21 protein-coding genes, 1 pseudogene and 1 riboswitch are annotated in these 25,861 nt (G+C 62.3%); of the genes and pseudogenes, 12 read left to right on the top strand and 10 right to left on the bottom strand.

The annotated features are described in order from the left end of the window. Positions 1 to 52: 52 nt before the first annotated feature. Genes paoC through paoA form a run of 3 tightly spaced genes read right to left on the bottom strand, consistent with a single transcriptional unit; the run spans position 53 to position 3,986 of the window. A complete protein-coding gene (paoC, locus tag HLH34_RS00425) occupies positions 53 to 2,254 on the bottom strand; it encodes an aldehyde oxidoreductase molybdenum-binding subunit PaoC (RefSeq protein ID WP_183117626.1) in 2,202 nt (733 codons plus the stop codon). Beyond that, a complete protein-coding gene (locus HLH34_RS00420) occupies positions 2,251 to 3,204 on the bottom strand; it encodes an FAD binding domain-containing protein (protein WP_183117625.1) in 954 nt (317 codons plus the stop codon). The genes paoC and HLH34_RS00420 overlap by 4 nt, the downstream gene beginning before the upstream one ends. Then, a complete protein-coding gene (paoA, locus tag HLH34_RS00415) occupies positions 3,201 to 3,986 on the bottom strand; it encodes an aldehyde dehydrogenase iron-sulfur subunit PaoA (RefSeq protein WP_373318570.1) in 786 nt (261 codons plus the stop codon). Before paoA ends, HLH34_RS00420 begins: the two co-directional genes overlap by 4 nt. A 92-nt stretch (positions 3,987 to 4,078) precedes the next feature. Here paoA and HLH34_RS00410 point away from each other — a divergent pair, with 92 nt between their 5' ends. After that, the gene (locus HLH34_RS00410; protein ID WP_244959527.1) at positions 4,079 to 5,302 is read left to right on the top strand and encodes a GAF domain-containing sensor histidine kinase; all 1,224 of its coding nucleotides are present in this window, start codon (positions 4,079 to 4,081) and stop codon (positions 5,300 to 5,302) included. A gap of 27 nt (positions 5,303 to 5,329) precedes the next feature. Beyond that, a complete protein-coding gene (locus tag HLH34_RS00405) occupies positions 5,330 to 5,713 on the top strand; it encodes a response regulator (protein ID WP_183117624.1) in 384 nt (127 codons plus the stop codon). Positions 5,714 to 5,785: 72 nt separating this feature from the next. On the opposite strand, the gene HLH34_RS00400 is transcribed toward HLH34_RS00405, so the two are convergent. Beyond that, positions 5,786 to 7,066 carry an MFS transporter gene (locus tag HLH34_RS00400; protein WP_183117623.1) on the bottom strand — a complete coding sequence of 427 codons (1,281 nt, stop codon included), beginning with the start codon at positions 7,064 to 7,066 and terminating at the stop codon, positions 5,786 to 5,788. Between the two features lie 187 nt (positions 7,067 to 7,253). Continuing rightward, positions 7,254 to 8,375: a Gfo/Idh/MocA family protein gene (locus HLH34_RS00395; RefSeq protein WP_183117622.1), complete on the bottom strand. Its 1,122-nt coding sequence runs from the start codon at positions 8,373 to 8,375 to the stop codon at positions 7,254 to 7,256. A 167-nt stretch (positions 8,376 to 8,542) separates the two neighbouring features. Here HLH34_RS00395 and HLH34_RS00390 point away from each other — a divergent pair, with 167 nt between their 5' ends. Beyond that, the gene (locus HLH34_RS00390) at positions 8,543 to 9,580 is read left to right on the top strand and encodes an SDR family oxidoreductase (RefSeq protein ID WP_183117621.1); all 1,038 of its coding nucleotides are present in this window, start codon (positions 8,543 to 8,545) and stop codon (positions 9,578 to 9,580) included. Positions 9,581 to 9,800: 220 nt separating this feature from the next. Here HLH34_RS00390 and HLH34_RS00385 read toward each other — a convergent pair whose 3' ends face one another. Together HLH34_RS00385 and HLH34_RS19785 are read right to left on the bottom strand one after the other, a co-directional pair. Next, positions 9,801 to 10,670, bottom strand: coding sequence for a DUF1214 domain-containing protein (locus HLH34_RS00385; protein WP_220791982.1), 870 nt, complete (start codon positions 10,668 to 10,670; stop codon positions 9,801 to 9,803). A gap of 473 nt (positions 10,671 to 11,143) precedes the next feature. Then, positions 11,144 to 11,526 (bottom strand): annotated as a pseudogene (locus HLH34_RS19785) (DUF1214 domain-containing protein). 565 nt (positions 11,527 to 12,091) lie between these two features. On the opposite strand from HLH34_RS19785, the gene HLH34_RS00375 reads away from it, so the two are divergent. Beyond that, a complete protein-coding gene (locus HLH34_RS00375; RefSeq protein WP_183117620.1) occupies positions 12,092 to 13,048 on the top strand; it encodes a VWA domain-containing protein in 957 nt (318 codons plus the stop codon). Between the two features lie 29 nt (positions 13,049 to 13,077). Here the strand turns inward: HLH34_RS00375 and HLH34_RS19115 are convergent, their stop codons facing one another. Next, entirely contained in the window at positions 13,078 to 13,263 is a 186-nt protein-coding gene (locus tag HLH34_RS19115; protein WP_220791980.1) for a hypothetical protein, read from the bottom strand. 1,546 nt (positions 13,264 to 14,809) lie between these two features. Between HLH34_RS19115 and HLH34_RS00360 the strand changes: the two genes are divergently transcribed. From HLH34_RS00360 to cbiB, 6 genes are all read left to right on the top strand, one after another. Next, on the top strand, positions 14,810 to 16,237 hold the full coding sequence (locus HLH34_RS00360) for a DUF3300 domain-containing protein (RefSeq protein WP_183117617.1): 1,428 nt from the start codon (positions 14,810 to 14,812) through the stop codon (positions 16,235 to 16,237). Continuing rightward, positions 16,224 to 17,177: a DUF2950 domain-containing protein gene (locus tag HLH34_RS00355; protein WP_183117616.1), complete on the top strand. Its 954-nt coding sequence runs from the start codon at positions 16,224 to 16,226 to the stop codon at positions 17,175 to 17,177. Before HLH34_RS00360 ends, HLH34_RS00355 begins: the two co-directional genes overlap by 14 nt. Positions 17,178 to 17,427: 250 nt before the next feature. After that, complete coding sequence (locus HLH34_RS00350; RefSeq protein ID WP_264784202.1) at positions 17,428 to 18,606, top strand: HAD family hydrolase; 1,179 nt, start codon at positions 17,428 to 17,430, stop codon at positions 18,604 to 18,606. 817 nt (positions 18,607 to 19,423) lie between these two features. Further along, positions 19,424 to 20,314: a SphA family protein gene (locus HLH34_RS00345; protein WP_220791978.1), complete on the top strand. Its 891-nt coding sequence runs from the start codon at positions 19,424 to 19,426 to the stop codon at positions 20,312 to 20,314. 312 nt (positions 20,315 to 20,626) lie between these two features. Beyond that, a complete protein-coding gene (locus HLH34_RS00340) occupies positions 20,627 to 20,848 on the top strand; it encodes a hypothetical protein (RefSeq protein ID WP_183117614.1) in 222 nt (73 codons plus the stop codon). After that, positions 20,842 to 21,804, top strand: coding sequence for an adenosylcobinamide-phosphate synthase CbiB (gene cbiB, locus HLH34_RS00335; RefSeq protein ID WP_220791977.1), 963 nt, complete (start codon positions 20,842 to 20,844; stop codon positions 21,802 to 21,804). The genes HLH34_RS00340 and cbiB overlap by 7 nt, the downstream gene beginning before the upstream one ends. Positions 21,805 to 21,979: 175 nt before the next feature. Here the strand turns inward: cbiB and HLH34_RS00330 are convergent, their stop codons facing one another. Both HLH34_RS00330 and cobO read right to left on the bottom strand, forming a co-directional pair. Then, entirely contained in the window at positions 21,980 to 23,425 is a 1,446-nt protein-coding gene (locus HLH34_RS00330) for a cobyric acid synthase (RefSeq protein ID WP_183117613.1), read from the bottom strand. A gap of 12 nt (positions 23,426 to 23,437) precedes the next feature. Continuing rightward, positions 23,438 to 24,076: a cob(I)yrinic acid a,c-diamide adenosyltransferase gene (cobO, locus tag HLH34_RS00325; RefSeq protein WP_183117612.1), complete on the bottom strand. Its 639-nt coding sequence runs from the start codon at positions 24,074 to 24,076 to the stop codon at positions 23,438 to 23,440. Positions 24,077 to 24,112: 36 nt separating this feature from the next. Next, positions 24,113 to 24,337: riboswitch (cobalamin riboswitch) on the top strand. Positions 24,338 to 24,436: 99 nt separating this feature from the next. On the opposite strand from cobO, the gene HLH34_RS00320 reads away from it, so the two are divergent. Together HLH34_RS00320 and cobW are read left to right on the top strand one after the other, a co-directional pair. Then, a complete protein-coding gene (locus HLH34_RS00320) occupies positions 24,437 to 24,793 on the top strand; it encodes a DUF1636 family protein (RefSeq protein WP_183117611.1) in 357 nt (118 codons plus the stop codon). Between the two features lies 1 nt (position 24,794). Further along, positions 24,795 to 25,856, top strand: coding sequence for a cobalamin biosynthesis protein CobW (gene cobW, locus HLH34_RS00315; RefSeq protein WP_183117610.1), 1,062 nt, complete (start codon positions 24,795 to 24,797; stop codon positions 25,854 to 25,856). The last annotated feature ends 5 nt before the right edge of the window (positions 25,857 to 25,861 follow it).

Genomic DNA, 25,861 nt, shown 5'->3' with positions numbered 1-25,861 from the left:
ATCATCTACCACGATGATGCGCGTTTCCGCCCACCTGCCGGCAAGATAGCCGTTACAGGACTTGCGGCAAATGATCGAGATATTTGTCCAGGGTAATGGGGTAGCTGCGCACCCGAACGCCGGTCGCATTGTAGACCGCGTTGGCAACAGCGGCACTGACCCCGCACAGACCCAGTTCGCCTACTCCCTTCGCCTTCATCGGCGATGAAATCGGATCGACCTCATCCAGAAAGATGACGTCCTGATGGGGAATGTCCGCATGCACCGGCACTTCATACCCTGCAAGATCATGGTTGACGAAGTAGCCGCGGCTTCTGTCGACCGCCAACTCTTCCATCAACGCCGCACCGACCCCCATGGTCATCGCACCGATCACCTGGCTGCGTGCCGATTTGGGGTTGAGAATGCGACCCGCCGAACATACGGCCAGCATGCGCCGGACACGGATTTCTCCGGTAAAGGCATCGACCGCCACTTCGACAAAATGTCCCGCGAATGTCGACTGCTGATATTTCTTGTCAAGATCGCCGTATTCGATGGCATCTTCGCAGACCAGCTCTCCATCACGCGTAGCATCCGCCAGTCCGAAATGCCGGCCTCCGGCCTGGACGTGACCACCCGCAAAGATGGCCATGTCCGGATCCAGCCCGAGTTTCCGCGCCACTGTCCGACGCAATTTCACGCAAGCCGCATACACCCCCGCCGTCGCGTTGTTTGCGCCCCATTGCCCGCCCGACCCGGCCGACACCGGCGAATCCGAATCGCCCAGGCTGACCTTCACCTGGCCCAGTTCCACCCCCAGCATTTCCGCTGCAGTCTGCGCAATGATCGTGTAACTGCCGGTGCCGATATCGGTCATGTCCGTCTCAACCGTGACAAGACCCCCGTCGCCCAGCCTGACGCGCGCCCCCGATTTCGTCACAAGGTTGTTGCGAAAACCCGCCGCGACACCCATGCCGATCAGCCAGTCCCCCTCTCGTACCGCTGCGGGCCTGGAATTGCGCCGATTCCAGCCGAAATGTGTGGCACCCAGTTGCAGGCATTTTACGAGCTGCCGTCGGGAAAATTGACGATCGGGTTTTTCCGGGTCCACCTGCGTGTCATTGAGGATACGAAACTGGACGGGATCCATCCCAAGTTGTTCGGCTGCTTCGTCCATGGCAATTTCAAGCGCCATCATGCCCGCCGCCTCACCCGGGGCGCGCATCGAACTTCCTTCCGGCAGGTCGAGATGCGCCAGCCGCATGGAAGTCAGCCGGTTTGCCCCGGCATACAGCAGTCTCGTCTGCGATACAGCGGCTTCAGGCCCACCGCCCGCAAGATTGCCGGACGTACTTTCATGGGCGATAGCCGTGATTTTACCGTCGCGCGTGGCGCCGATACGGATACGCTGGATGGTTGCGGCCCGATGTGTCGTGTTGTTCATGAGAAACGGGTGCGTCAGTGCGACCTTGACCGGCCGCCCCGCAGCCCGCGCACCCAGCGCGGCGAGGACCGCATCCGCCCGAAGAAACAGCTTTCCCCCGAAGCCACCACCAATATATGGGGAATCCACTCTGACATTTTCAGGCGGGATCTTGAGGGCCGTGGCGACATCACGCCTGGCCCAGGCAATCATCTGGTTGGACGTCCAGAGCGTGACCTTGCCCCCCTCCCACGCGGCGATTGTCGCGTGGGGTTCCATCATCGCATGGCTCTGGTCGGGCGTGGTGTAGGTCTGGTCGAACGTGACGGGCGCCGTAGCGAAAGCGCTGTCAAAATCCCCGACACGATCCAGCGGCGGGATTTTGCCGTGGGCCAGCGGCGCGTCCGCTACCTGTGTCGAAAGATCGAACTGTCCAGATTGACCCGTAATATTTACGCGGATGAGAGAGGCGGCGGCACGTGCCTGCTCGAAACTGTTGGCCACGACAATCGCAATAGCCTGGTGATAGTGCTGTATTTCAGCACCGCCGAACAGATAGGCGGCGTTCATCGGCCCCTTTTCGAGGCGCGGCATGTCCAGCGTCGTGACCACCGCGATCACGCCGGGCGATGCCTTTGCACCGCGGATATCGATGCGTTCGATGTGCCCTTTCGGCACCGGGCTGCCCACGACAAAACCATATGCCTGGTCGGGTACGACATCATGCCGCTCATACGCGTAAGGCGCTGTGCCGGTTGTCTTCAGCCTGCCTTCGATGCGATCGGTCGGCTTGCCGACGACACGAAGCTGGTCGATGGGATTATGGCCCGCGGGCCGGTCGAATTTCATGCTGCTTTTGCCTTGCTGACCACGGCGGCAAGCGTGCGCTCGACCAGGGTGATCTTGAACGCATTGTCCGAGGCAGGGTGCGCGTCGGCCAGAAGTCTGTCCGTCACCGCCTTGGCACCAAGGGGCAACTCGGTTTCGGCCGCCTCGATCCGCCATGGCCGGGGGGCGATGCCACCCACCGCAACACGGCCGGTACCATCCTTCTGTATGATGGCGGCGACTGAGACGAGCGCGAACGCGTAAGATGCCCGGTCGCGCACCTTACGATACATCTGTGTGCCGCCGATCGGCGCAGGTAGTTTTACGCCTGTAATCAGTTCATCGGCCGTAAGTGACGTTTCGATATGAGGCGTGTTGTCCGGCAGGCGGTGGAATTCGGCGATCGGAATGGCCCGCGTGCGCCCTTGCGCGTCGATTGTTTCCACCACGGCATCCAATACACGCATGGCCACCGCCATGTCGCTCGGGTGGGTGGCAATGCAGGCATCGCTTGTCCCGATGACGCCCAATTGCCGGCTTACGCCACCGATCCCGGCACAGCCCGTGCCCGGCTGGCGTTTGTTGCATGGCTGGTTGGTGTCATAGAAATAGGGACACCGCGTGCGCTGAAGCAGATTACCCGCCGTCGTCGCCTTGTTCCTGAGCTGTCCGGATGCGCCGGCAACCAGCGCGCGGCTCAGGACACCATAATCCCGACGGATACGCCTATCCGCGGCAAGATCCGTGTTGGTGACCAGTGCGCCAATGCGAAGACCGCCATCGGGCGTCGGATCGATCTTGTCCAGGCCAGTCCTGCCGACATCGACCAGGTGCGGCGGCACCTCGATCTGCAGCTTCATCAGATCCAGCAGGTTGGTGCCCCCGGCGATGAACTTGGCGCCAGGCCTGCGCAAGACGGCGGCCGCGGCCTGCGCCGGTGTCGCAACCCGCTCGTAGGTAAATGGCTTCATGCCTTCACCCCCGCAACCTCGGCCATGGCCTGGGCAATATTGGAATAGGCGCCGCAACGGCAGATATTGCCACTCATGCGTTCACGCATTTCCATGTTTGTGGCCTGCGGCCGGGCCATCAAATCCTCTGTGGCATGACTGGGAATGCCGGCCCTGATCTCCTGCAATACCGCAATGGCCGAGCAGATCTGCCCCGGCGTACAATAGCCGCATTGGTATCCGTCATGACGAATGAACGCCGCCTGGACCGGATGGAGAAGATCTGGCGTACCAAGACCCTCGATGGTCGTGACTTTTCTTCCTTCGTGCATGACCGCCAGGCTCAGGCACGCATTGATCCGCCGGCCATCGGCGATGACCGTGCAGGCTCCGCATTGACCATGATCGCAGCCTTTCTTGGTGCCGGTCAGTTGCAGATGTTCGCGCAGGGCATCCAGCAACGTCGTACGGGTGTCGACCGTCAGGCTGCGGGCGATTCCATTGACCTCGAAATTGACGGTCATGAGCGGGGGGTCCGCTTCTCTTGTCCGGGCAATCGGGCGGCCGGTCGGAACAGCCGTTGCCGCCGCGGTCGCCGCCCCGCTGGTCATGAGATCACGGCGTGATATCGGTATCTGCCGAAGATGGGTCATGAGAGGAAGCCCTTTCCTGCCCGGACGAAAGGCAATCGCTTTATGGATGTCTGACCAATAAACGCCTGATGCCGGGATGGTTCCGGCCCTTTTCCCCCGCTGATTACTGGCCGCGCGTCGGGACCCGATATCGCGGAGCAGCCGCTGCACCGGGCCCGAATTCCTTATAATTCAATCTGTTATGCCCTCTCGCACCCCGCCCTGCTTTATGTAATCATCCAGCGTGGGATCAATCGATATTTTTGAGTGATTTTCGTGCGGAGTGGTTGTTAGGTGAGATGACAAGATATTGGGAAGATATCCACGCCGCGGGCCGTGTTCCAGCCCTCACCAAGATTCTCGATGTCGTGCGCCATACGACGTCCCTGCGCTTTGCCGTGATCGCGCGTGTCACTCAGGGTTACTGGATTGCCTGCGCCGTGCGGGACGGCATCGGTTTGGGGCTGGAAGCCGGGGACAAGTTGCCCGTCGAAACGACGATCAGTCAGGACGTGCTCTGCCGGGGCGAGCCTGTTGTGATTGATCACGTCGATGTGAATCCCACTTACGCCGAGCACGTCGCCCCTCAGCTCTATCATTTCCAAAGCTATATTTCGGTTCCGATCTTCCTGCCCGACGGCACATTCTTCGGCACGCTCTGCGCGACCGATCCGGTCCCTCATGATCTGGACAAGCCCGAAATCCTGGCCATGTTCCGGCTTTTCGCGGACCTGGCGGCCTTTCATGTGGATGCCAGTTCCCGACTGGCGGAAAACGAAATCACGTTATCCCGCGAACGCACGCAATCCGAACTTCGGGAACAATTCATCGCCGTTCTGGGTCACGATCTGCGAAATCCGCTGATGTCGATCGAGTCCGGGGCAAGAATGCTTCTCCGTCGCCCGGAAAGGGCGGTCGAACTGGTGCCGCATATTCAAAAGAGCACCGCCCGGATGGCGGCCCTGATCAGCGATCTCATGGATTTTGCCCGGGGACGCCTGGGAGACGGCATCGTACTGGAGCGAAACATCGAATATGCTTTGCAGGCCAGCCTTGAGCAGATTGTGCGGGAAGTGGAAACCGCCCATCCGGGCAGACGTATAAAGACCAGTTTCAAGCTGGATCATGCCGTAACATGCGACAGCGGACGCGTGGCCCAGTTATTTTCAAATCTGTTGGCCAACGCTATCACCCACGGTGACCCGGACGAACCCATCATCGTAAGAGCAAGCACGAATGAAAAGTCATTTGAATTGTCAGTCTCCAATGCAGGGAAACCCATTCCACCCGAAGCTCATGAAAAGCTTTTCCAGCCGTTCGCCAGAGGAGGGGGCCAATCGAGCCAACACGGGCTGGGCCTCGGCCTCTATATCGCATCGGAAATTGCCACGGCCCACCAGGGAAGACTGGCCGTCACGTCCACCGATGGCGAGACATGCTTCACGTGCCGCTTTCCCATCGAACCCTCCCCACCCAGTCGCCGCTGAGATGCGTGTCTTTTCCCGAGAACGGTGATGGTTGATGATTTCCCCTCCCGCCGCCTGCGCGTCGTTGTCGCCGAAGATGAAGCTCTGACGCGTCTGGCCGTTGCGGATGAACTGCGAGACAACGGTTTCGACGTGCGCGAAGCTTCCAATGCCGAGGAAGCGCTCACGGTTCTCGAAAGCGAAATGGCCCAGGTCGATGCCCTTTTTACGGATATCGACATGCCCGGGTCCATGAACGGCCTGGAACTGGCTCTGCGGGCACGCCAGCACCGGCCCCGCCTGAGCGTGCTCGTGACATCCGGGAAGCATAAGGTGTCGGACGACTTCGTTCTTACCCACAGTCGGTTTGTCGCCAAACCCTACGATATTTCCGATATTGCAAAGATTATTCACGATCTTGTCGGAAGATAATCTTCACCGTCGCCGGGCTTCGAAGGCGGCCCCCAGCCCGGCGAAGGCATCTGTAATACCCCCAGCCTTCGATTACCTGCCCTGCTCCGCGCACGGCCGCTGATGAAGCGGGCCCGTCAGGGCGGCTCGCGTCGTGGACGAAATCTGCATTTCATGGGTTTCGGGCATGGCGAACAGAAACAGGAAAAAAACGACGATCCCGCTGCCGGCAAGGGCCAGGAACGCCGTGTTGAAGCCAAAGGCCGACGCCAGCAGGCCGCTGCCGAAATTCGAAAGCAGGGCGCCCACGGTACCGGCCGCGAGCCCCACGCCGATCAGAAGGTTGCGTCGACCGCCGTTCGACGCCAGATCGGACAGTACGGCGTAAAAGAGCACCAGCATGATGCCCGAGGACACGCCGTCCAGGATCTGGGCCGCACATATCGTCGGCCAGCCGGCGCTGCTGATGATCAGGAAGTCGCGCAGCGGCTGCACCGCCAGCGCGACAAGAAAGGGCGGCTTGCGCGGCCGGTGCCCGGCGGACCGCCCTATCAGAAACGCCACCGGCACCATGGTCGCCTGGGCGATGACAACGCATAACGCGGTCATGGAAGAAACGCTTCCAAAATGAAATGCGGCCTGTCGTTCGATCATCAGCGGAACCGTCGCACCGTTCGCCAGGTTGAACAGCAGGTAGCATGTCAGAAAGACAAGCAGGCGCCCATCGGCCAGGACGCAAACGGTTTCCCGCCCCTTCGCCATATCAGGCGCGGTATCGCGAGCCCGTACCTCGCCGGCGTCCGCGCGGGACGTCAGCACGCCCACCAGAAGCAGACTGACGCCCGCCAGGCCGCCGATGGCCCATAAGGGGGCGAGCGGCCCTACCGTACTGCCCACGACGCTCATGGAACAGGCGACGACGGCATTCCCCATATGGTTGAACGACTCATTGCGCCCCATGCGCGCCATGTAGCCATCATCGCCGGCCGTCTGGCGGCTGATTGCAGCCAGCAAGGGTGAGAACAGCGCCCCTGCGCCTCCGGCCAGGAAGTGAACGCAGGCAATCTGCCAGAAACCGGGAAACAGGGCCGCAATCGCGACCGACAGCGCCGTCACGACGCAGCAACCCGCCAGGATCCCCCGCCGCGAGGACAGGCGGTCCAGCGCCCAGCCCCCAAGCAGGCGCGCCGTCACCGCCCCTGCTCCGCCGGCCGCGATCGCCACACCGATGTCGGCCGCCGGCCATCCATACGCCGCAAGAAGACCGGTCAGAAAGGCGCCCAGATTGTCCTGCACGTCGGCCAGCATGAAACTGAGGCCGTCAAGAGCAACGTCGTCCCGGCGCCGGATATTGTCCGTCTGATGGCGGATCATGGCCCCTCTTTCTTATCTGCTTTCCAACCGCGCCCAATCGCCCCCGCTATGGGTGCCGGGCCGTGCCGACAGCCGCAGGGGTGTTCGTTTTCCGGTCATTGTGGAGGGGCAAGCAGCGCCCCGCGATCCGGAGGCGCGTTACCCCATTTCGGCCGTCGCGGCGTTCTGGTCCAGGGGCGAAGGCAGGTCAGGCAGACTGGAGCGTCACGCCGATCAGGTCGCTGCCGTCCGGCTCCTCCGCCGGCGGAAGCCGCATGACCTGTCTGTCGGACACACCCGGTGCGGGCGCCATCGCCGCCAGCGACTGTGTCTGTCCGGTCCGCAGGGAATCCTCCACTGCGGCCAGCACCCGGACGTCGCGCAGGCCTTCCTCGCCGTTCGGCTCGGGATCGCGATCCTTGAGGATGCAATCCGAAAAATGGGCCGTCTCGCCGCCGACCTGCTCGACCGGCTCATGGCGACGCACCTCCTCCCTACTGTCGATCTTCGTCGTGTAGGTGATGGCGATGGATGGCCCGAACATGAAGCACGGTCCCGCCTGCACGGTCCCCTGGTGTCCAACAAGCGTGAAATTCTCGACCGGCGCGCTGGCATAGCTGACCATGAAATGCGCCAGTTTTCCCTCCGCAAAACGCAAAGTCACCGAGACCGTGTCGTCGAAATTGAAGCCCCGGCCTGGCGTTCGCGTTCCGACTGCGTGAACCTCCAGCGGCTCCTTGCCGAACAGGTTGCGAACGGCATTCAGCGGATAAGTACCCATGTCGGGCACCGGGCCCGACCAGTAGCCGGAATGGCCGCGATGGTTCGCCTCGGCAAAGTCCTGCCCGAATGTCGAATTGAAGCCCAGAAGGGGGCCGAAATCCCCTTTCCGGCAGCGGGAAATCAATTCCACCGTACCGGGCTCGCAATGCAGGCGGTAGGCTATCATCAACTTGCCGCCGCCCTTGCGTTGTGCGGTCAGAATGGCCTCGCAGTCCTCGACGCTGGTGGCCATGGGCTTTTCCAGCAGAAGATGCAGCCCGGCCTCCAGCACGGGGACCGCATAGCGTCGATGCAGCGCGTTCGGCGTTGCCAGATACACCGCGTCGATCTCGCCCGATGCGATCAGGGCCGGCACGTCATCGTAATGCCAGACCCGGACACCGTATCGGGCCTCCAGCGCTCTCGCCTTCTCCATGTCCCCCGTAACCAGAGCCTTCAGGACCGAATTGTCCGCCCTTGCAATTCCCGGAATGAACGCCTGCTGGGAAATCTGACCGCACCCGATGACGGCGTAGCGGATCCTCGTTTCGTTGGCTGGCCGTGCCATGCCGTGTCCTCCAACAATTTTCGGATAGGGCGATGAACGCCTCCAGTCGCCGTCGGTTGCTTATTGAAAGGGACATCGGCCCGACGCTATGGCGCGCTTCAGGGCGCCCACGGCCTGCTCCCCGGATCATTCGCGACCGATGGCCCCGCGCCGAAAGGACCCGACAGATGCCTGAATTTCCCTCTGCAAACGTGGTGATCACAGGTGCATCCAGCGGTATCGGCCAAGCGATAGCGGAAACATTGGCCCGCCCGGGTGCAATGCTGGTATTGGCTGCCCGCAATGCTGACGCCCTGAATGCCATCGCGGCGCGATGCCGCGACGCCGGCGCCCAAGTGACGGTGATCCCGACCGATGTGACCGATGCCGCCGCCGTCCAGAACCTGGCGCAGCAGGCCCGTGTATTTGCCGGCACGATCGACATGTGGGTCAGCAATGCCGGCGTCGGCGCTGTGGGCAGATTTCACGAGGTCCCCATCAGGGCCCATGAACAGGTCGTCCGGACAAACCTGCTCGGTCACATGAACGACGCCCATGCGGTTCTGCCGATCTTCCTCGACCAGCGGTTCGGCACGTTTGTCAATGTCATTTCGGTGGGCGGTTTCTGCGCCGCACCCTATGCCGCCGCCTACAGCGCCAGCAAATTCGGCCTGCGTGGATTTTCCGAAGCCCTGCGCGGGGAACTGTCCGGGCATCCCCACATCCACATCTGCGATGTCTATCCCAGCTTTGTCGACACGCCCGGCATTTCGCATGGTGCGAATTACACCGGGCACCGCCTCTCGGCACCACCACCCCTGCTGGATGCGCGACGCGTTGCCGCCGCCATCGTGAACCTTCTGGCCCACCCGAAGGACACCGTCATGATCGGGTCAACAGCCTGGGGCGGTCGACTTGTCCATATGCTGGCCCCGGCCATGACGGCACGAATCATGAACCGTATTCTGACGCGCTATTTCGCGACCGCCGATGCCGCGGCGACAACAGACGGCAATTTGTTCGCCCCGGCCGCCGACGAAGGACATATTGACGGCGGTCTTCGGTCCCGGCCACGGAGCAGAGGCAAAAGGCAGACACTGGCCGTTCTGACAGTTTTCATGGCGCTGGGACTGACCGCCTTCTTCCGCCGGATCAGCCACGCATCGACGTCCACGCGCACCCCGGACAGCGATGCTTCCCGGGAAACCTCCGCCGAAGATGAATGATACGCGTGGCACAGGCCATTTTCACGCAGACGGCCACGGATCTGTGCCGCGAGCACGGGATCCGCGAGAACGACACAGATAAAAGAGGCCGGAATTCAGTCACCCCACCATCCGATCGGCGGACCCCGTGCCGGTTCGTATCATTAGCGGCAACCGATGTCTTTCTTGGAACGGCACGAAGCGGATATGACACTTCAGCCGCCCTGGCATTTGACGCGACTCACTTCATCTCTTCGAAATCTCCTGGTTTCCGGCTTCCATCGAATGCCGCCTGCTCCGGACCGTAGATGCGGATATAGGCAAACCGGCCCTCACCAGGAATGGTCTTGATCCATCGGTTTTCGTATCCGTCAGGTGCCGTGGGGCCGAAATACAGATCGACTGGCGCCCTCCCTGCGACATCCTTCAGTTCGACCATTGACCGAAGCGCGGCCTCGTCCTGGTCAGTCTGCACCTCCGAACGGGTCTCTGCATCATATACCGTCACGGGCCAGAACAATTTCCCGGGGACCGGCTGCGGAATCCGCAGCGTGTAACTTTTTCCACCATCCAGATAGGCGCCGGTCCGGTCGCGCGCCGCGAGCCAGTAGAGCGAGCCGGCGCCGACGGTGCGACGAAACATGGCAGGCGATGTCACAATCGCTTGGGCGAACCAACGGTCGCGCGCCTCCAGATCGATTCCGGCCGGCGTCTCGAACTGGGCGCTCCCCGGTACCAGGCCAACCCATTCCCACTTTCGGTCTGGCCATGCCAACCGATCTGGTCGCACACTGTCGAAGGCGGAGACCATCATCTGCCTCCGCCCCTCGACGGCGGCACTCTCCAAGATGTTCTTCATGCGCGCGTCAGGCACGAACGGCTTGCCTTTCTCGATGCCGAGCGTGGCAAGCAGCCCGTACATCGGCAGGAACTTGTCGACAGGCGGCTCGATGTCGATGATGCGGTTAAGCACCTCCCAGAACTGGAGGTTCCCTTCCCAGTGTAGCGAGGAACTGTCCATCGATTTTTCGGTCGTGTCGACGAACGTCATAAGCACAGGATTCGCGGCGGTGGAGAGCGGATAGATCTTGATCTTGCGCAACGCGTCCATTGCCGCCGGAACATTTCCCCCCGACCGGGAGTGTTCGAACGGCGAGCAGCAGCTTGTACGAGGACGAGCGCCCGACCTGATAACCAACCGGCACTTCGCCCAAGGGCAGCCGCTCCGTAGGGCGTGTCGGAATTGAGCGTGAAGCCAACCTGTCGAGGCCCCGCAGCCACGATGCCCATGGACATGTTGTCTTCGATGCCAACCGCCCGGTTGCCATTGAAGATCCCTTCGACCGACACTGCCGGGTACCAGAAGCAATAGGCAACCACCGCGTTCTCCCGGGCGGCATCGTCGCGCGCACGTCGCGCCGTGTCTGCGGTGGGATAGCCCCGCTCGAACAGGTAAGGTGCTGTCGTCAGTTAGTTCCGCGCCAGGGCCGGAGTTACAAGCACGCATGCGAGTCCGATCGTCAGCATCGTCGTCCTGTGCATCGCGGTCCTCCGTCGTCCGATGGGCCGTCGGCATGGCCGGGGTCATTTCACGAACTCGATGTCGCCAGGCTTCCAGCTCTTGTCGAAGAAGGCCCTGGTCGGCCCGTAAAGGCGCAGGATCACGAAGAAGCCTTCGCCGGATACGGTCTTAATCCAGTTTTTCCCTCGCCCGGCGGCTGTGGCCCCAGATAGATGTCGGTCGAACCGTCCGTGTTCATCGGCAGCTTGTCCATGGTGTTGATCGAGGCGAAGGGCTGTCCGTTCCGCACTTGGGTCGCCGTCATCGAATCGTAGACGGTGACCGGCCAGAACAGCGCCGCCGGAATATTCTTGGGCAGATTGAGCCTGTAGCTCTTGTCGCCGGAGAGAAACGCGCCCGAAGCGTCGACGAAAGTGGCTGGATACTTGGCCCCGACATTCTCCATGTTGACCGCCATACCAGGGCTCGCCGAATAGGCGTTGGTGAAGAAGCCAGTGCGTGGGTCAATGTAATTGAAGGTTTCGGCGGTAAACGTTGCGTTGCCCGGAAATACATTCAGCCAATGCCGGTCCGGATACCACAAGCCGTCGGGCACGATAGTCTGCGGCTCATAGGACACAGCAAGGCCCATCTTGTAGGCGGTCTTCGCCGCAAGATCGAGCAGCTTGCGGGCGTTCCCATCCGCGCGAAGGGTTCGCCCTTTACGATGCAGAGGGCGGCCAGCATGCCGCGCATCTCCATGTCCTGCGGATCGACATAACGGTTGCAATCGGTGATCCGGCCGCGGTGGGGGAGGATAAACTGGATGAGGCGGCATTGCGCGATATCGCGCAATCGACGGGCGGCAGCTTCTTCAGAGCCATGGACCGCGGAAGCCTTGCGCAGGTCCATAGCCAGATAAACGCGACGGAGACACACGAAATCGACATTGTGTCCGAGCGCCCGCGCAGCGACCTGTTCTGGTGGCCGATCGGCGCGGTCCTGATGCTGACGATCGGCATACAGGCGTCATGGCTGCGGCCGCGCCGATCGCGACGACCGATATCGGGACGGACATGAGCGCGGTGTCCGCCTTTCATTTCCTGGGGCCTCTTTGGCTACTGGCCATGGTACCGGCGGGTGTGCTGTGGCTGGTGCATCACCTTTCGGCGGACATTACGCGGCGATGGCGGGCTGTGATCGATCCCGATTTGCTGATCCACTTCGTGGTGGATGCGCGAAGCCGGACCTGGCTCCGCCCGGAAAACGTTCTTCTGGGGGGATGGCTGCTCGGCTCGTTCGCGGTCGCGGGCCCCTCCTGGCAGCGTGAACCCTCGCCTTTCGCCGCCGATCCTGCACCGGTGATGATCCTGTTGCGGGTGACTCCCTCGATGGAGGCGACCGACCTTCAGCCGAGCCGGCTGGAACGTGCGGTCGAGAAGGTCACCGACCTGCTGCAATCGCAACCGACACTTCCGGCCGGCCTGATTGCCTATGCGGGTTCGGCACATTTCGTGCTCCCCCCGACGTCCGACCATGGTGTCGTGGTTACGATGGCCCGCGCTCTGTCTTCCACAATAATGCAGAAGTCGGGCGACGCGCTTCCTGCCGCCATCGCCGATGCACGGCAAATGCTGTCGGAAAGTGGGCAGGGGGGCACGATATTCGTGCTGGCGGACGAAGTGGCTCCCACGCCGCGCTTTCCGAAGCAGGGCCTCCCGATCGCCATCCTGCCGATGCTGCCACCGGGCCGCGAGCCTGGGGAAGGTTTCGCCGACCTCGCCCGATCGCCGGGGGTGACGATAACGCACCTGACGACCGATACGGCAGATGTCACTGCTCTCGGTCGTTCCCTGTCGCGGCCAGGCGTCAGGCCGGATCAGCCCGGCGCCACCGAGCGCTGGCGCGATGGCGGTTGGTACCTGGTGCCGCTGCTGGCGCTCACGGTGCTGCCCTGGTTCCGGCGAGGCTTGACGCTGCGCGGATGAGGCGCGCAGCACTCCTGATTGTCGTTGCTTCAGCCATAGCCCTTGCGGGATTCAGTTGGCGCGATGTCTGGCGCGCGCTCTGGGCAACGGCGGACCAGAGAGGCGCATCCCTGCTTCGACATGGCAAATTCGACCGCGCCGCCGACGTCTTCGCCGATCCGGTCTGGCGTGGTGTCGCCCTGATGAAGGCGGGTCGCTTTGTCGAGGCGGAACAAAGCTTTGCCTTGTCGAAGACCTCGGTGTCGTCTTACGACCGAGGAAACGCGCTGGTGATGCTTGGAAAATATACGGATGCGTGCGGTCCGGCAGTATGGCCAGGCGCTGGCAATGCGGCCGGGATGGACAGACGCCATTGCCAATCCTGCTCTGGCTCTGGCTCTCGCCCGGGCCGAAAACCTCTCTCGCCTCCAGGGCAAGCAGACCGGGCAGGAACGGGTCGTGCCCGATGAGAGATATCGCCGGGATCAGGATCGTGACGACCATCCTGCACCTGATGACGCCGCGGTTCCAGCCATGGCGGATGAAGCGATCCGGGCCTTGTGGTTACGCCGTGTGCAAACCAGACGGGCAGATTTTCTGCGCCCGATTCGCCTACCAGCTTGAGCAGCAGGGAACGGCTCCATGATACAGGCGTTAGGTATCCTGATCGTTTGCTTCATGTGCGTACAGTATGCCTCTGCTCAACGGTGCTGCTGCGCGCCACGCGCGAACCCGCGGGGACCGTGATGGTCGGCCAAGCCGTGCATATCTTTGCTGACGTCCTTTTTCCGGACGAAATGGCCTATCCTCCGCGGGTCGCATCGCCTCGCATGGAGGGCCCACAGGTACTGCGGTTCGAGAGCCAGGCAACGACGATCACGGCTCAGCTCGATGGTAGAAGCTACATTGGCAAGCGCTTCGCGTTCGACGTTTATCCGCGCCGGCCGGTCACACTTCACTTTCCCCCTTTCCAGGTCACGTTACTGGCACAAGGCGGGGGAATTAGCGGGACGATGACGGGGCCGGGTCTATCTCTGAAGGCTATCGTGCCACCCGGGCTCGATCCGTCGGAGCCGATTGTGGCCTCCCCCGACGTGACGCTGACCGAGAGTTGGGCGCCCTTCCCTTCAGGAACATTCCACGTCGGTGATGCGCTTAAGAGAGTGGTCACGCGGCGCGCGACCGACGTACCGGGGCTTGCGCTCTCGGCGCTGGATTTTGTTGCTCCCCCCGGTGTCCAGGTCTATGTCGATGCCCCCGTGATTGAGGACAGGGTCGAACACGGCGCGGTTATCGGACAGCGGACGGACCATGTCACCTATGTGTTTGAACGATCCGGTCGCACCATCCTCCCGGGAGTAAGCCAACCCTGGTGGGACCTTCAAAACAATGAGGCACACTCACTGAGCGTGCCCGGGCGAGCGGTGACTGTCACAAGCGCGGCATTGTCCAACAGGGTAATATCGCGAGGTAGGTTTTTGGCCGGCCCTTGCATGCTTGGCCTGCCTCTCGTGCTTGGTGTGGTAATACTGGCATGTGCATGGCGTCACCGCATTGTCGCGCGCCTTTCGGCACTCCGCGCGGCATGGGACGGTGACGAGCGGGTCGCCTTGCGGAACCTGGAGCGTGCATGTCGGACCGCAGATCCGAAAGCCACCTTTCGGACGCTGCAACGTTGGATCGCGTGCCGGGTGGGTGAATCGTCCTCTCCGCAACTGAACGCGCAAGCCGCCATCCTGGAAGGGCATTTGTTCGGACCATCCCGGGGCTGGAACCGTGGCGATGCTCGTCGCCTGGGTCAAGCGGCGCGACTGCTCCGACGCCAACGTCATCACAGGAAGACAACCAACGCACTTCCGCCACTTAACCCGACTTCGTGAAACGCTGCATAAAGGAAGCGCGATCATGCAACGTCAATGGCTTCCCATACTGACGACAGCGCTGGCTCTGAACGCTGCATGGCCAAATTGCGCAGAAGCCCAGGCCAGCCCTACCCCGGTGCAGCAGCAGTCCGGGGCGGACCAGTTCGACATGGAACAGATCGACGCGTTGCTTGCGCCCATCGCCCTGTACCCGGACACGCTGCTCACTCAGATGTTGATAGCGTCGACATTTCCGGTGGAAATCGTCGAAGCCGAGCGTTGGGCGTCCGATCCGGCGCATAAGTCGCTCAAGGGGGCCGCGTTGACCAAGGCACTCGATGCGCTCGACTGGGATCCGAGTGTGAAGTCTCTCATTCCCTTCCCGCAGGCGCTTTCACAGATGAACGGCAATCTCGGTTGGACCCAGCAATTGGGGTATGCGTTTGCAAATCAGCAAAAAGACGTCCTGAACAGCGTACAAAGACTTCGCCGTCAGGCACAGGCGCAAAACCATCTGCAATCGACCCCGCAGCAGACCGTGCGGACGCAAGCCCCATCGGATGGCGGGTCTCAAGAGACGATCATCGTCGAACCGGCCCAACCCGACGTGGTCTATGTTCCAACCTACAGCCCATCGACCGTCTACGGCCCGTGGCCCTACCCGACATATCCTCCGGTCGAAGCCGCTCCCGCGCCGGCTTACGTGGCAGGCACCGCCCTTCTCGGCGGCCTTGCCTTCGGAACAGGGGTAGCCATCAGCTCTTCGCTTTGGGGGTGGTCGAGTCCGAACTGGAACCATGGCAACGTCAATGTGAACGCCAGTCGCTACAATAACATCAATACGAACCGGCAGCATGTGACCTCCGGCACGTGGAGCCCCAGTTGGAACCGGACTGGCGGTCAACGGCCGACCAACCTGCAAAGACCCGCCGGTGGACCCGTGGGCCGGCCGGTTCGCAGCACGGGGCTGCCAACCAACTCAATCGGCCGGCGGAGTGTCCCGGTGGCCGGTAACCTCGTTAACAGGCCCACGCCGCAGCATCCCAGAAGCTCCACCCCGGCCAACCGGCCAAACCTGAACCCCGGCAGTCGTCCGCAGCCCAGTTTTCAGGGACGTCCCAACGGCGCTGCACGTGGGCAAGGAGCGGGCGGGCAGCGCTTTCAACCGCAAAGTGGCGGCTTTCAGCGTTCTGGCGCGTTTGGTGGCGTTGGTGATGGTGGCCGGACTGGTGCTTTCAGTCAACGCGGCGCGCAAAGTCGGCAATCGGCCAATTTTCAGCGTCAGGGCGGTGGAGGCAGGTCTCAAGGGCGTGGTGGTGGCAGGGGAGGTTTTCATGGTCGCCGATAAAAAGAGAGGCGGACGTCGCTTGGGGACGACCACGCTGGTAACGCTTGCCATTCTGTATGGCGGCCCCGCCATGGCGCGTTCGGATCAACCGAGCTTCGCTTCCCCTCAAGACGCTGTAACGGCGCTTGTCGGCGCCTTGCAGACGCACGATGCAGGAGCGATCGGCAAAGTGCTCGGTCCCGGCAGCGAGGCGCTTGTTCGCTCCGGCGACGCGGTCAAAGACCGCGCGCAAGCCATGAACTTCCTGCAGGCTTACGACGCCGGTCACAAGATTACGCCAATCGCGCCGGATCGCATGGTCATCCAGGTCGGTCCGAGTGATTGGCCGATGCCCATTCCCATCGTTCGTACCTCGGGAAAATGGCGATTTGATTCGCGTACCGGCGCGCAGGAGATCATCAATCGTCGTATCGGTAGGAACGAAATAGCAGCCATTCGCATATGCCTTGCCTATGTCGACGCCCAACACGCCTATTTTGATATGTTCAGGCAGGCAACGGGTACCGGGGTTTACGCAATGCGGCTGGCAAGCACCTCCGGAAATTACGATGGTCTTTATTGGCCCTCAACCCCCGGCATACCCGAAAGCCCCCTCACGCCTCTCTTCACAACTGCGGTGTCCGAGGGCTATTCCAGCCAGATCGACCCGAATAATCCAGTGCCGTATGAGGGATATCGGTATCGTATTCTGACTGCGAGCGGCCCCGACGCGCCCGATGGCGCCAAATCTTACGTTCGCGAAGGAAAGATGGTTGACGGATTTGCCTTGATCGCATGGCCCGCCATTTATGGTGCATCGGGGATCATGACCTTCATCGTCGGCAAGGAAGGCGTCGTATTCCAGAAGGATCTGGGCCCGGATACGTCGTCGCGCGTCGCGCGCGTTGTCACGTTCAATCCCGACCTCGACTGGACAAAGATCGACACACCCGGCGAGTGAGAGGGTGTCCTGTCGGAAGGCCGTGCGCTAAGGCGCCAATCTCGCAAACGCATCCAGCAGGGCGGTGCGATGACCTTGCTCCGCTTCGATAGAGCGTCGGAGTTCGGCATTCTCTTGTATGGTCTCGTTCGTGATCGCGGCGAGCAATGCCGTTCTGCTGGCCTGAGGCCGCTGCACGTCCTCCATAGACCTGCTGCGCAGCCAGATTCATGGCGGAGCGACGCACATCCCACGCCGTTGTGACGTAACAGTGTCCGCCGGTTATCCTCGCCGTCGCATTATTAATAAAAAATCCTATCTTTCTTTAATTGAGGGACATTTTTCCCTCGGCCTGCGTTCGGTGGTCTCGGCTCGCATTTACATCGAGGAGATGATGATGGCCCGTTCAGTCATGACCACGCGACGATCGTTCGGGCATGTTGCGGCAGGCCTGAGCGCATCGTCTGCCCTGACTGTCGAAGCTTCGGCAACGCCTGCACACGCCGGCAGGGTTCTTGCGTCCTGGAACGACGGGGCCGCACAAAGCGCCATTACGGATTTCGTACAGGCCGTAACGACAGCCGGTTCAAGGGATTTTGTGCCTGTTGCGGCGCGGATTGCCGTGTTTGACAATGACAGCACTCTTTGGTGCGAAGTTCCGACTGTTCAGCTCATGTTCGCCATCGATCGTGTCCGGCAGTTGCTGCCGCAACATCCCGAGTGGCGGACGCAGCAGCCTTTCAAGGCGGCGATTGATAACGATATGTCTGCCTTGGCCGCAACGGGTCAGCGAGGAATAGTCGAAATTTTGATGACAACCCATGCGGGCAATACGTCGGAACAATTCGCAGTAGTCGTGGCGGACTGGTTGGCCACGGCCCGTCATCCCAAATCCGGCCGACCTTACACGGAAATGATCTACCAACCGATGTTGGAACTGCTCGATTTCCTGCGTCACCACGGCTTCAGGACTTTCGTCGTATCGGGTGGCGGCGTTGAGTTCATGCGCGTATGGGCCGAGAAGGTTTATGGCATCCCACCTGAGCAGGTCATCGGCTCTACAATTAAAACACGTCACCAGGTGTCCGCAGGCGGAACGGGCGAATTATTTCGTCTACCCGCGGTCGATTTTATCGATGACGGAGCTGGAAAATCGGAAGCAATCGGCAAATTCATCAGGCAGCGGCCGATCGCTGCATTTGGCAACTCGGACGGCGATCTGCAGATGCTGCAATACACGACAAGAGGATCGGGTTCCCGTCTTGGTCTGATTGTGCATCACGATGATGCGAAACGCGAAGTTGCGTACGACCGCAACAGCGACATCGGGCGGCTCGCCAAGGCGCTGGACATGGCGGGGCCGGCCGGTTGGGTCGTGGTGTCCATGAAAAAGGACTGGCACCAGATATTTCCTGACCATGACGGCGAGCAGACAGACGGTTCCAGCTGAGATGCACGATGCACCGTCATCCATGATTTACCCGATTTCTTTTTTGGGGCCGATATCGTTAAGGTTCGGCACATGCCTTGTCAGCACGCGCAACCGGGCCGGAGAGGAGATATGAATATCTATCCAAACCGAAATCGGACGCCCCGCGGAAATCTGAGGTGGGCATTCCCGTCATCAGAAATGGTTACCGGGCCTGGCGATTTCGGAACAGCGGCTCTGTTCAATCCAGGCAGGCCCACACGTGTCGGGCGGCAACCGCCGTATCGTGTGGAGCGTTACTCCGACATTGAAATGCCCGACCGACAACAAAACCAACGTGGGGAACGACAAATACCAGATTGATCCCGCTGCGTCCGTCGACCCGGTGTGAGCTCTGTAACATTGCAATATGTATTCGGGTGTAAATTCACCAAAACCGGGCAGGCCACGTCGGGAAGGTCTTTGCGTTCAATTGGAAGCGTGACGAGACAATACCGTCACGTTTCCTCTTGGGAAGGCATTTCCCACCTCGCAATCCTTGAACAGTTACTGCACAATCCATGTATTGAGCACGAGGAGATCATTTTTTACATAACCAGGCACCTTACGGTGATAATATCGTCCGCCTTACCGTCCCAATCTTACACCAACTTAATATCCAGCATGCTGATTTAGATAACTACGCCTCGCTGGTGAGGTCTCTGTGCGTGTTCTGGCGGTTTATCTGACCCATGCGCGGTCGAGGTGATTCAGGCTGTGACAGGATAAGGGAGGGAAGAGCGTGGGGATTCGGACATACGCATGGTGCGGCACCATGCTCGTGGGAGCGATGTCAAGTGTGGCGCCACCCTCTGCGATGGCGACGGAGGGTGGCGCCGGTCATTACATTGTGGGCGCCTACGTGACGCCCGTGGCAGGTGTTCTACCTCCACAACCCGGACTGTACTGGTCGGACGTAAATCTTTATTACGATGCAGGGGCACGTAAGTCGCAGGAAATTCCCGTAGCAGGGAACGTGGTCACCGGTCTTCACGCAGCTTTCAGCAGTTTTGCACTGAGTGCGATCTATGTCTCCAACCTTCATGTCGGCCCCGTCGCGTTCGCCGCCGGGATCACCTGGCCAGGGCAATACCTGGATGCGAGAGGCAGTATCGGCCGGCTATCGAGATCGGACACGAGCGGCGGGCTGAGAGACATGATCATTACGCCGGTGATTCTTGGCTGGCATAGCGGAGGGCATTTTCTTCGGGGTAGGATCGACATATTCGCGCCAACGGGCCCCTATAATCGCGGCTCGCTCGCGAATATCGGCATGAACTACAGGACCTTCACGCCAACGGTGTCCTACAGTTGGACACAACCGAAGATCGGTCTCGATATTTCGGAAAATGTCGGCATCGATGTCAATACGACAAACGATAAGACCAAATATCGGAGCGGCACTCTGTTTCACCTCGATACCGCAGCGACCAAAACGATCGGGACCGCAGGCCCGGGTCTCGGGTTGGCTGGTTCCCTGTTGTATCAGATAACCGACGATACCGGCGCTCTCGCGATTCATCTGGGCGGTTTCCAGGGGCGCTCCTTTGCAGTCGGTCCCGTGGGTCGCTATACGTTCAAGGTCGGCGGCATGGCGATCAACAGTTCGCTTCGCTGGCTCCCTGAGTTCGCCGTTCGAAAGCGGCCAAGCGGGAATGCAGTGTACCTCAGCTTCACCGGCAGATTCTAAGCCGAGCGTCCGCACATAGGGGCCCGACCATATGAGTGAGAACGGATATTCCAAACATGACGCTTGGAGTGTTTCCCAATGTCGGATCACGTAGCGACAAACACGCAGGCCAGGGCCAGCGAGGCATTGTGCGTTACCCATTTCGCACCGCGCCGGGCCACTCCCGCTTCGGACGCTTCGGACGCTTCGGCGTCGTTCATATAGAACGCATGGGCCGCAAGAACTGAGCATTCGCGGTTCGCCAACCGTCGACTTGCTCAATGGCCGCCAAAGGACCAGAAGCTCTTCACCGGCAGGAGGAGAAGTTTCGAATTGGCACAGATGTACTCCAACAAACGGCTGATGATCAGGTACGCCTCACCGCCGCCGCATGAGGGACATGTTGCCGGACGCCACGACGTGCCTTGCGATTACCGGGGTACCGCCGCATTCGCCGCGCTGCGCCGCCTGCAGACCGGCATCGGCTATTCGGTCGGCACCTTCCACGGCACATCCATGCCTCAGGCTCGCGCTTGCCAGAACACCCCATGCTGACCGAAGGCACAACGGCGGCAATGCTGGTCGCGCTGATGCTGGACGCCGCACTCGGCTGGCCGCAAAATCTGTACGCGCTCGTGGGCCATCCGGTGACATGGCTGGGCGCGCTGATCGACGCCGGCGATCGCCGCCTCAACCGCGCAAAGACCAGCAACGTCTCGCGCCGCATCGCCGGTGTGGTCCTTGCGGGTGCCGTGATCGCCCTGACGGCAGGGATCGCGCTGGCGGTATCCCGCCTGCTCCCCGAAGGCTGGGCCGGGGTGATCCTGACCGGGATCCTGGCGTGGCCGCTGGTGGCCGTGCGGTCACTGTACGACCATGTCGATGCCGTCGCCAAACCGCTGGCCGCCGGCGATCTCGCTGGTGCGCGCGGGGCAGTATCGATGATCGTCGGCCGCAATCCGGATCTGCTGGATGGCGCGGGCATCGCGCGAGCGGCGGCGGAGAGCCTTGCCGAGAACACGTCGGACGGCGTCGTCGCCCCGCTATTCTGGGGCATGCTGCTGGGGCTGCCCGGCATTGCCGCCTACAAGGCAATCAACACGATGGATTCGATGATCGGCCATCGCACGCCCCGTCACGAGGCCTTCGGCTGGGCGGCCGCCCGGATCGACGATGTGGCCAACCTTGTTCCCGCGCGGCTGACCGGCCTGCTGTTCGCGCTTGCGTCGCGCCACACCACGACAGCGTTGAGGATCATGCGGCGCGACGCGCGCTCTCACCGCTCGCCCAACGCCGGCTGGCCCGAAGCCGCCTTTGCCGGCGCGCTCGGCATTCGCCTCTCCGGGCCGCGCACCTATGCCGATCGGGTGGCTGAGGAACCGTGGCTCAACGGCACCGCACCGGACCCGCGACCACGCGACCTTGTCCGCGGGCTGGCCTTGTATCGCCGGGCCATGGTGATGCTGGCCGCCCTCATGGCCCTCATCGTCCTGCCGATCGGCGGCCCATGATGCGCGATCAGGGCGGTCGTGGCTGGACGGCCCTGCCCACCGGTCTGAAAGACCGATCCGATGGACTTCACGGCCTCTGACGTCTCGACCCTGAATGCGACCACGACATGCCCTTGCTGCACCGCGTCGGCCGGCAGGAGAACCATTCCCCCCGTGGGAGGCACGCTGACTGCCTCTACCGCGCCACTGCCAACAGCCCGGCGACATCGCAATGCGCTTCAAGATGCTCGGCCAGCGCATCAAGAACCGCATCCACCCTTTCGCCATAGGTCAGCGTCGAAGGCGCGGCGCCAAGCTGGCGCAGAAAAGCCCCGCGAAATGCATCGCCGGCGAACATGCCGTGCAGATAGCTGCCCATGATTCGCCCGTCGGCGGAAAGGGCCCCTTCCGGCGCACCCGCGACATGGGCGAACGGGCGGGAACGGGCCTCGCCCGTGGTTTCACCGATATGGATTTCATAGCCTGCCATCGGCTCGCCGCTGGCCGCATGGACCGCCTCCACGCGCGAGAGACGCTTGTCCGGCCGCATCGTCGTGACAAGGTCCAGCAGACCCAGGCCGGGCACGTCGCCGGCTGCGCCCTCCAGCCCCAGCGGGTCACGGATTGTTCGACCCAGCATCTGGTAGCCACCGCAGATGCCCAGCACATGGCCGCCACGCCGCACATGGGCCCGGATATCGATATCCCAGCCCTGGGTCCGCAGCCAGGCGAGGTCCGCGATGGTGGATTTGGTTCCCGGCAGAATGATCAGGTCGGTATCGCCAGGAATGGCATGCCCCGGGCCGATCATGCGGAGGGTAACCCCCGATTCCTGCGCCAGCGGATCGAGATCGTCGAAATTGGCGATGCGCGACAGCACCGGCACGGCTACCCGCAATGCCCCGCCTCCGGCGGCTCGGCGCAGGTCAAGCGCATCCTCCGCCGGCAGCAGGGCAGCCTCGGCGAAATACGGCACCACGCCAAAGCCGCGCCAGCCTGTACGCTGCCCGATCATGGCATAGCCGTCATCGAACAGGGCCGGATCGCCGCGAAAACGATTGATCAGGAAACCCGCCACCTGGGCGGCATCGGCCGGGTCCAGCACGACGTGCGTGCCCACGATCTGGGCGATGACCCCGCCCCGATCGATATCCCCCACGAGGATGACGGGCACATCCGCCGCCCGCGCAAAACCCATGTTGGCGATATCGCCCACCCGCAAATTCACCTCGGCCGGGCTGCCCGCCCCTTCGACGATGACAATATCGGCGCCCTGCCGCAGCCGCGCGAAACTCTCCAGCACCGGCGCCAGCAGCCGGGGCTTGAGCCGGGCATAGTCGCGCGCCCGCGCCGTGGCGACGCGCCGCCCCTGCACGATCACCTGCGCGCCGGTGTCGGATTCCGGCTTCAGCAGGACGGGGTTCATGTCGGTATGGGCCGCGCGGCCGCAGGCCAATGCCTGGAGCGCCTGCGCCCGGCCGATCTCTCCGCCATCCTCGGTCACCGCCGCATTGTTCGACATGTTCTGCGGCTTGAACGGCGCCACCGACAGCCCCCGTCGCCGCGCAACCCGGCACAGGCCCGCCACAAGCAATGATTTGCCGACATTCGAACCCGTGCCCTGGATCATCAGCGCGCGCATGGCCAGCCGCCCCTAGAATTCGACCCCGGCCTGCGCCTTGATCCCCGCGCGGAAGGGATGTTTCACCAGCGTCATCTCCGTCACCAGATCCGCGTATTCGATCAGTTCCGGCTTCGCGTTGCGCCCGGTCAGCACGACATGGGTCAGCGGCGGTTTTTCCGCGCGCAGGAAGGCCAGCACCTCGTCGAGATCGAGATAATCGTAGCGCAGCGCGATATTGATCTCGTCCAGCAGCACCATGCGGATCTCGGGATCGCGGATCAGTTCCTTGGCCTTTTCCCACCCCTTGCGCGCGGCGGCGATGTCGCGCGCCTTGTCCTGGGTTTCCCAGGTAAAGCCCTCGCCCATCGCGTGGAACTGGCACAGATCGGCAAAATTGGCCTCGATCAGGCGGCGTTCTCCGGTGTCCCACGCCCCTTTGATGAACTGGACCACCGCGCAGGACATGCCATGGGCGATGCAGCGCAGGATCATCCCGAAACCGGACGAGGATTTCCCCTTCCCCGCCCCGGTATGGACGATCACCAGCCCCTTGTCCCCCTGCTTGGAGGCCATGATCCTGTCGCGCGCGGCCTTTTTCCTGGCCATTTTCTCGGCATGACGGGCAGTATCGTCCAGGCTGTTCCCGTCCTGATCGGTCGCAAGGGTCATGATGGGCTCCATCGCTTGACATAAGGGGCGCATTGCCGCAACAGCCGGTCTGTTGGTTCCGCTCTATAGACGTATCTGTGGAGAGGCTAAGAGGGAATGTGACAGGGCCTGCCCGCAAAGGCCGACCCAGGCACAGCCGCCCCCGCGACCGTTACCGGAAAGATCGCCCAATGCCACTGACGCATCGTCGGGAAGGTGGGCGATCACTGGGGAAACCCTGAATCCGCGAGCCGGGAGACCTGCCAGCAGACGATACAACGGGCAGCCGGGGTGTGCTGCAACCGGCTGGACGCTCCCCGTTGCCCGGTCGCGGCAGGGGGTTTGGCCGCGGGCACCCCAGTTGCGGAACAGGGCTGGGACATGAACGCGACACTCTTCGTCTGTACGACCTGCCGCGCGGGTGAACCGGCCATGGAGGGGCAGCCCGTGCCGGGCGCCCGCCTATACGCCGCGCTGGCAACAGCATCCGTGCCCGAAGGCCTCACCATAGCACCGGTGGAATGCCTGTCCGCCTGCGGCAACGGCTGCGCGGTGGCACTGAGCGCGCCCGGCTGCTGGAGCTACGTCTATGGCCGCCTCGGTGAAAGCGACACGGCCGAGATCCTGGCCGGTGCCGCCACCTATGCCGCCACCCCCGACGGCCTGGTGCCCTGGCGCGAGCGCCCGCAGATTTTCCGCAAGCAGAGCCTTGCCCGCATCCCCCCGCAGGAGCGCTGAAATGACCGTCGGTACCGACCTTGCGAAAATTCCCGTCACAATCATCACCGGTTTCCTCGGCACCGGCAAGACGACGCTCATCCGTCACCTGATGACCAACCCGCAGGGGCGACGTCTGGCGGTGCTGGTCAATGAATTCGGCACGCTGGGCGTGGACGGCGACATCCTCAAATCCTGCGCCGACGCGAACTGCCCGGCGGAGAACATCCTCGAACTGGCCAATGGCTGCATCTGCTGCACCGTGGCCGACGATTTCATTCCCACCGTCGAACGGCTGATGGCCCTGCCACAGCGGCCCGACCACATCCTCATCGAAACCTCCGGCCTGGCGCTGCCCAAACCGCTGCTCAAGGCCTTTGACTGGCCGAGCATCCGTTCGCGCATCACGGTGGACGGCGTCATCACCCTGGCCGACGCCGAAGCGGTGGCCGAGGGCCGCTTCGCCCCCGATCCGGCAGCCGTCGACGCGCAGCGCCTGGCGGATGACAGCCTGGATCATGACACGCCGCTGGCCGAAGTGTTCGAGGACCAGCTCTCCTGCGCCGACATCGTGCTGCTGTCCAAGGCCGACCTGGTGGACGAGGCGTGCCTCGAGCGTGCGCGGGCGGCGGTCACCGGGATCGCGCCCCGCCCCCTGCCGATCCTGCCGATGCGCGACGGCGTGATCGATCCGCAGATCATCCTCGGGCTGGGTGCGGCGGCGGAAAACGACCTCGCCGCCCGCCCCTCGCATCACGATGGCCACGACGACCATGAGCATGAGGATTTCGACAGCGTCGTCATCAACCTGCCCGAAATCGCCGATCCGGAAACACTGGCCGAGGCGGTCCGCACCCTTGCCCGCGAACAGCAGATCCTGCGCGTGAAGGGCTATGTCGCCATCACCGGCAAGCCGATGCGCATGTTGCTGCAGGCCGTGGGCGAGCGGGTGCGCATCCAGTATGATCGCCCGTGGGGCACGCAGCCGCGCCAGACCCGGCTGGTGGTCATTGCCGAGCACGACCATGTCGATGCCCGGGCGATCCATGCCGTGCTGGCGGGCCGGGCCGGGCGGCAGGGATAAACCGC

This window comes from Gluconacetobacter azotocaptans (assembly GCF_014174355.1).
GTDB lineage: Bacteria > Pseudomonadota > Alphaproteobacteria > Acetobacterales > Acetobacteraceae > Gluconacetobacter > Gluconacetobacter azotocaptans.
The sequence above is the reverse complement of the archived record's forward strand: the minus strand, read 5'-3'. Positions and strand labels throughout refer to the sequence as shown.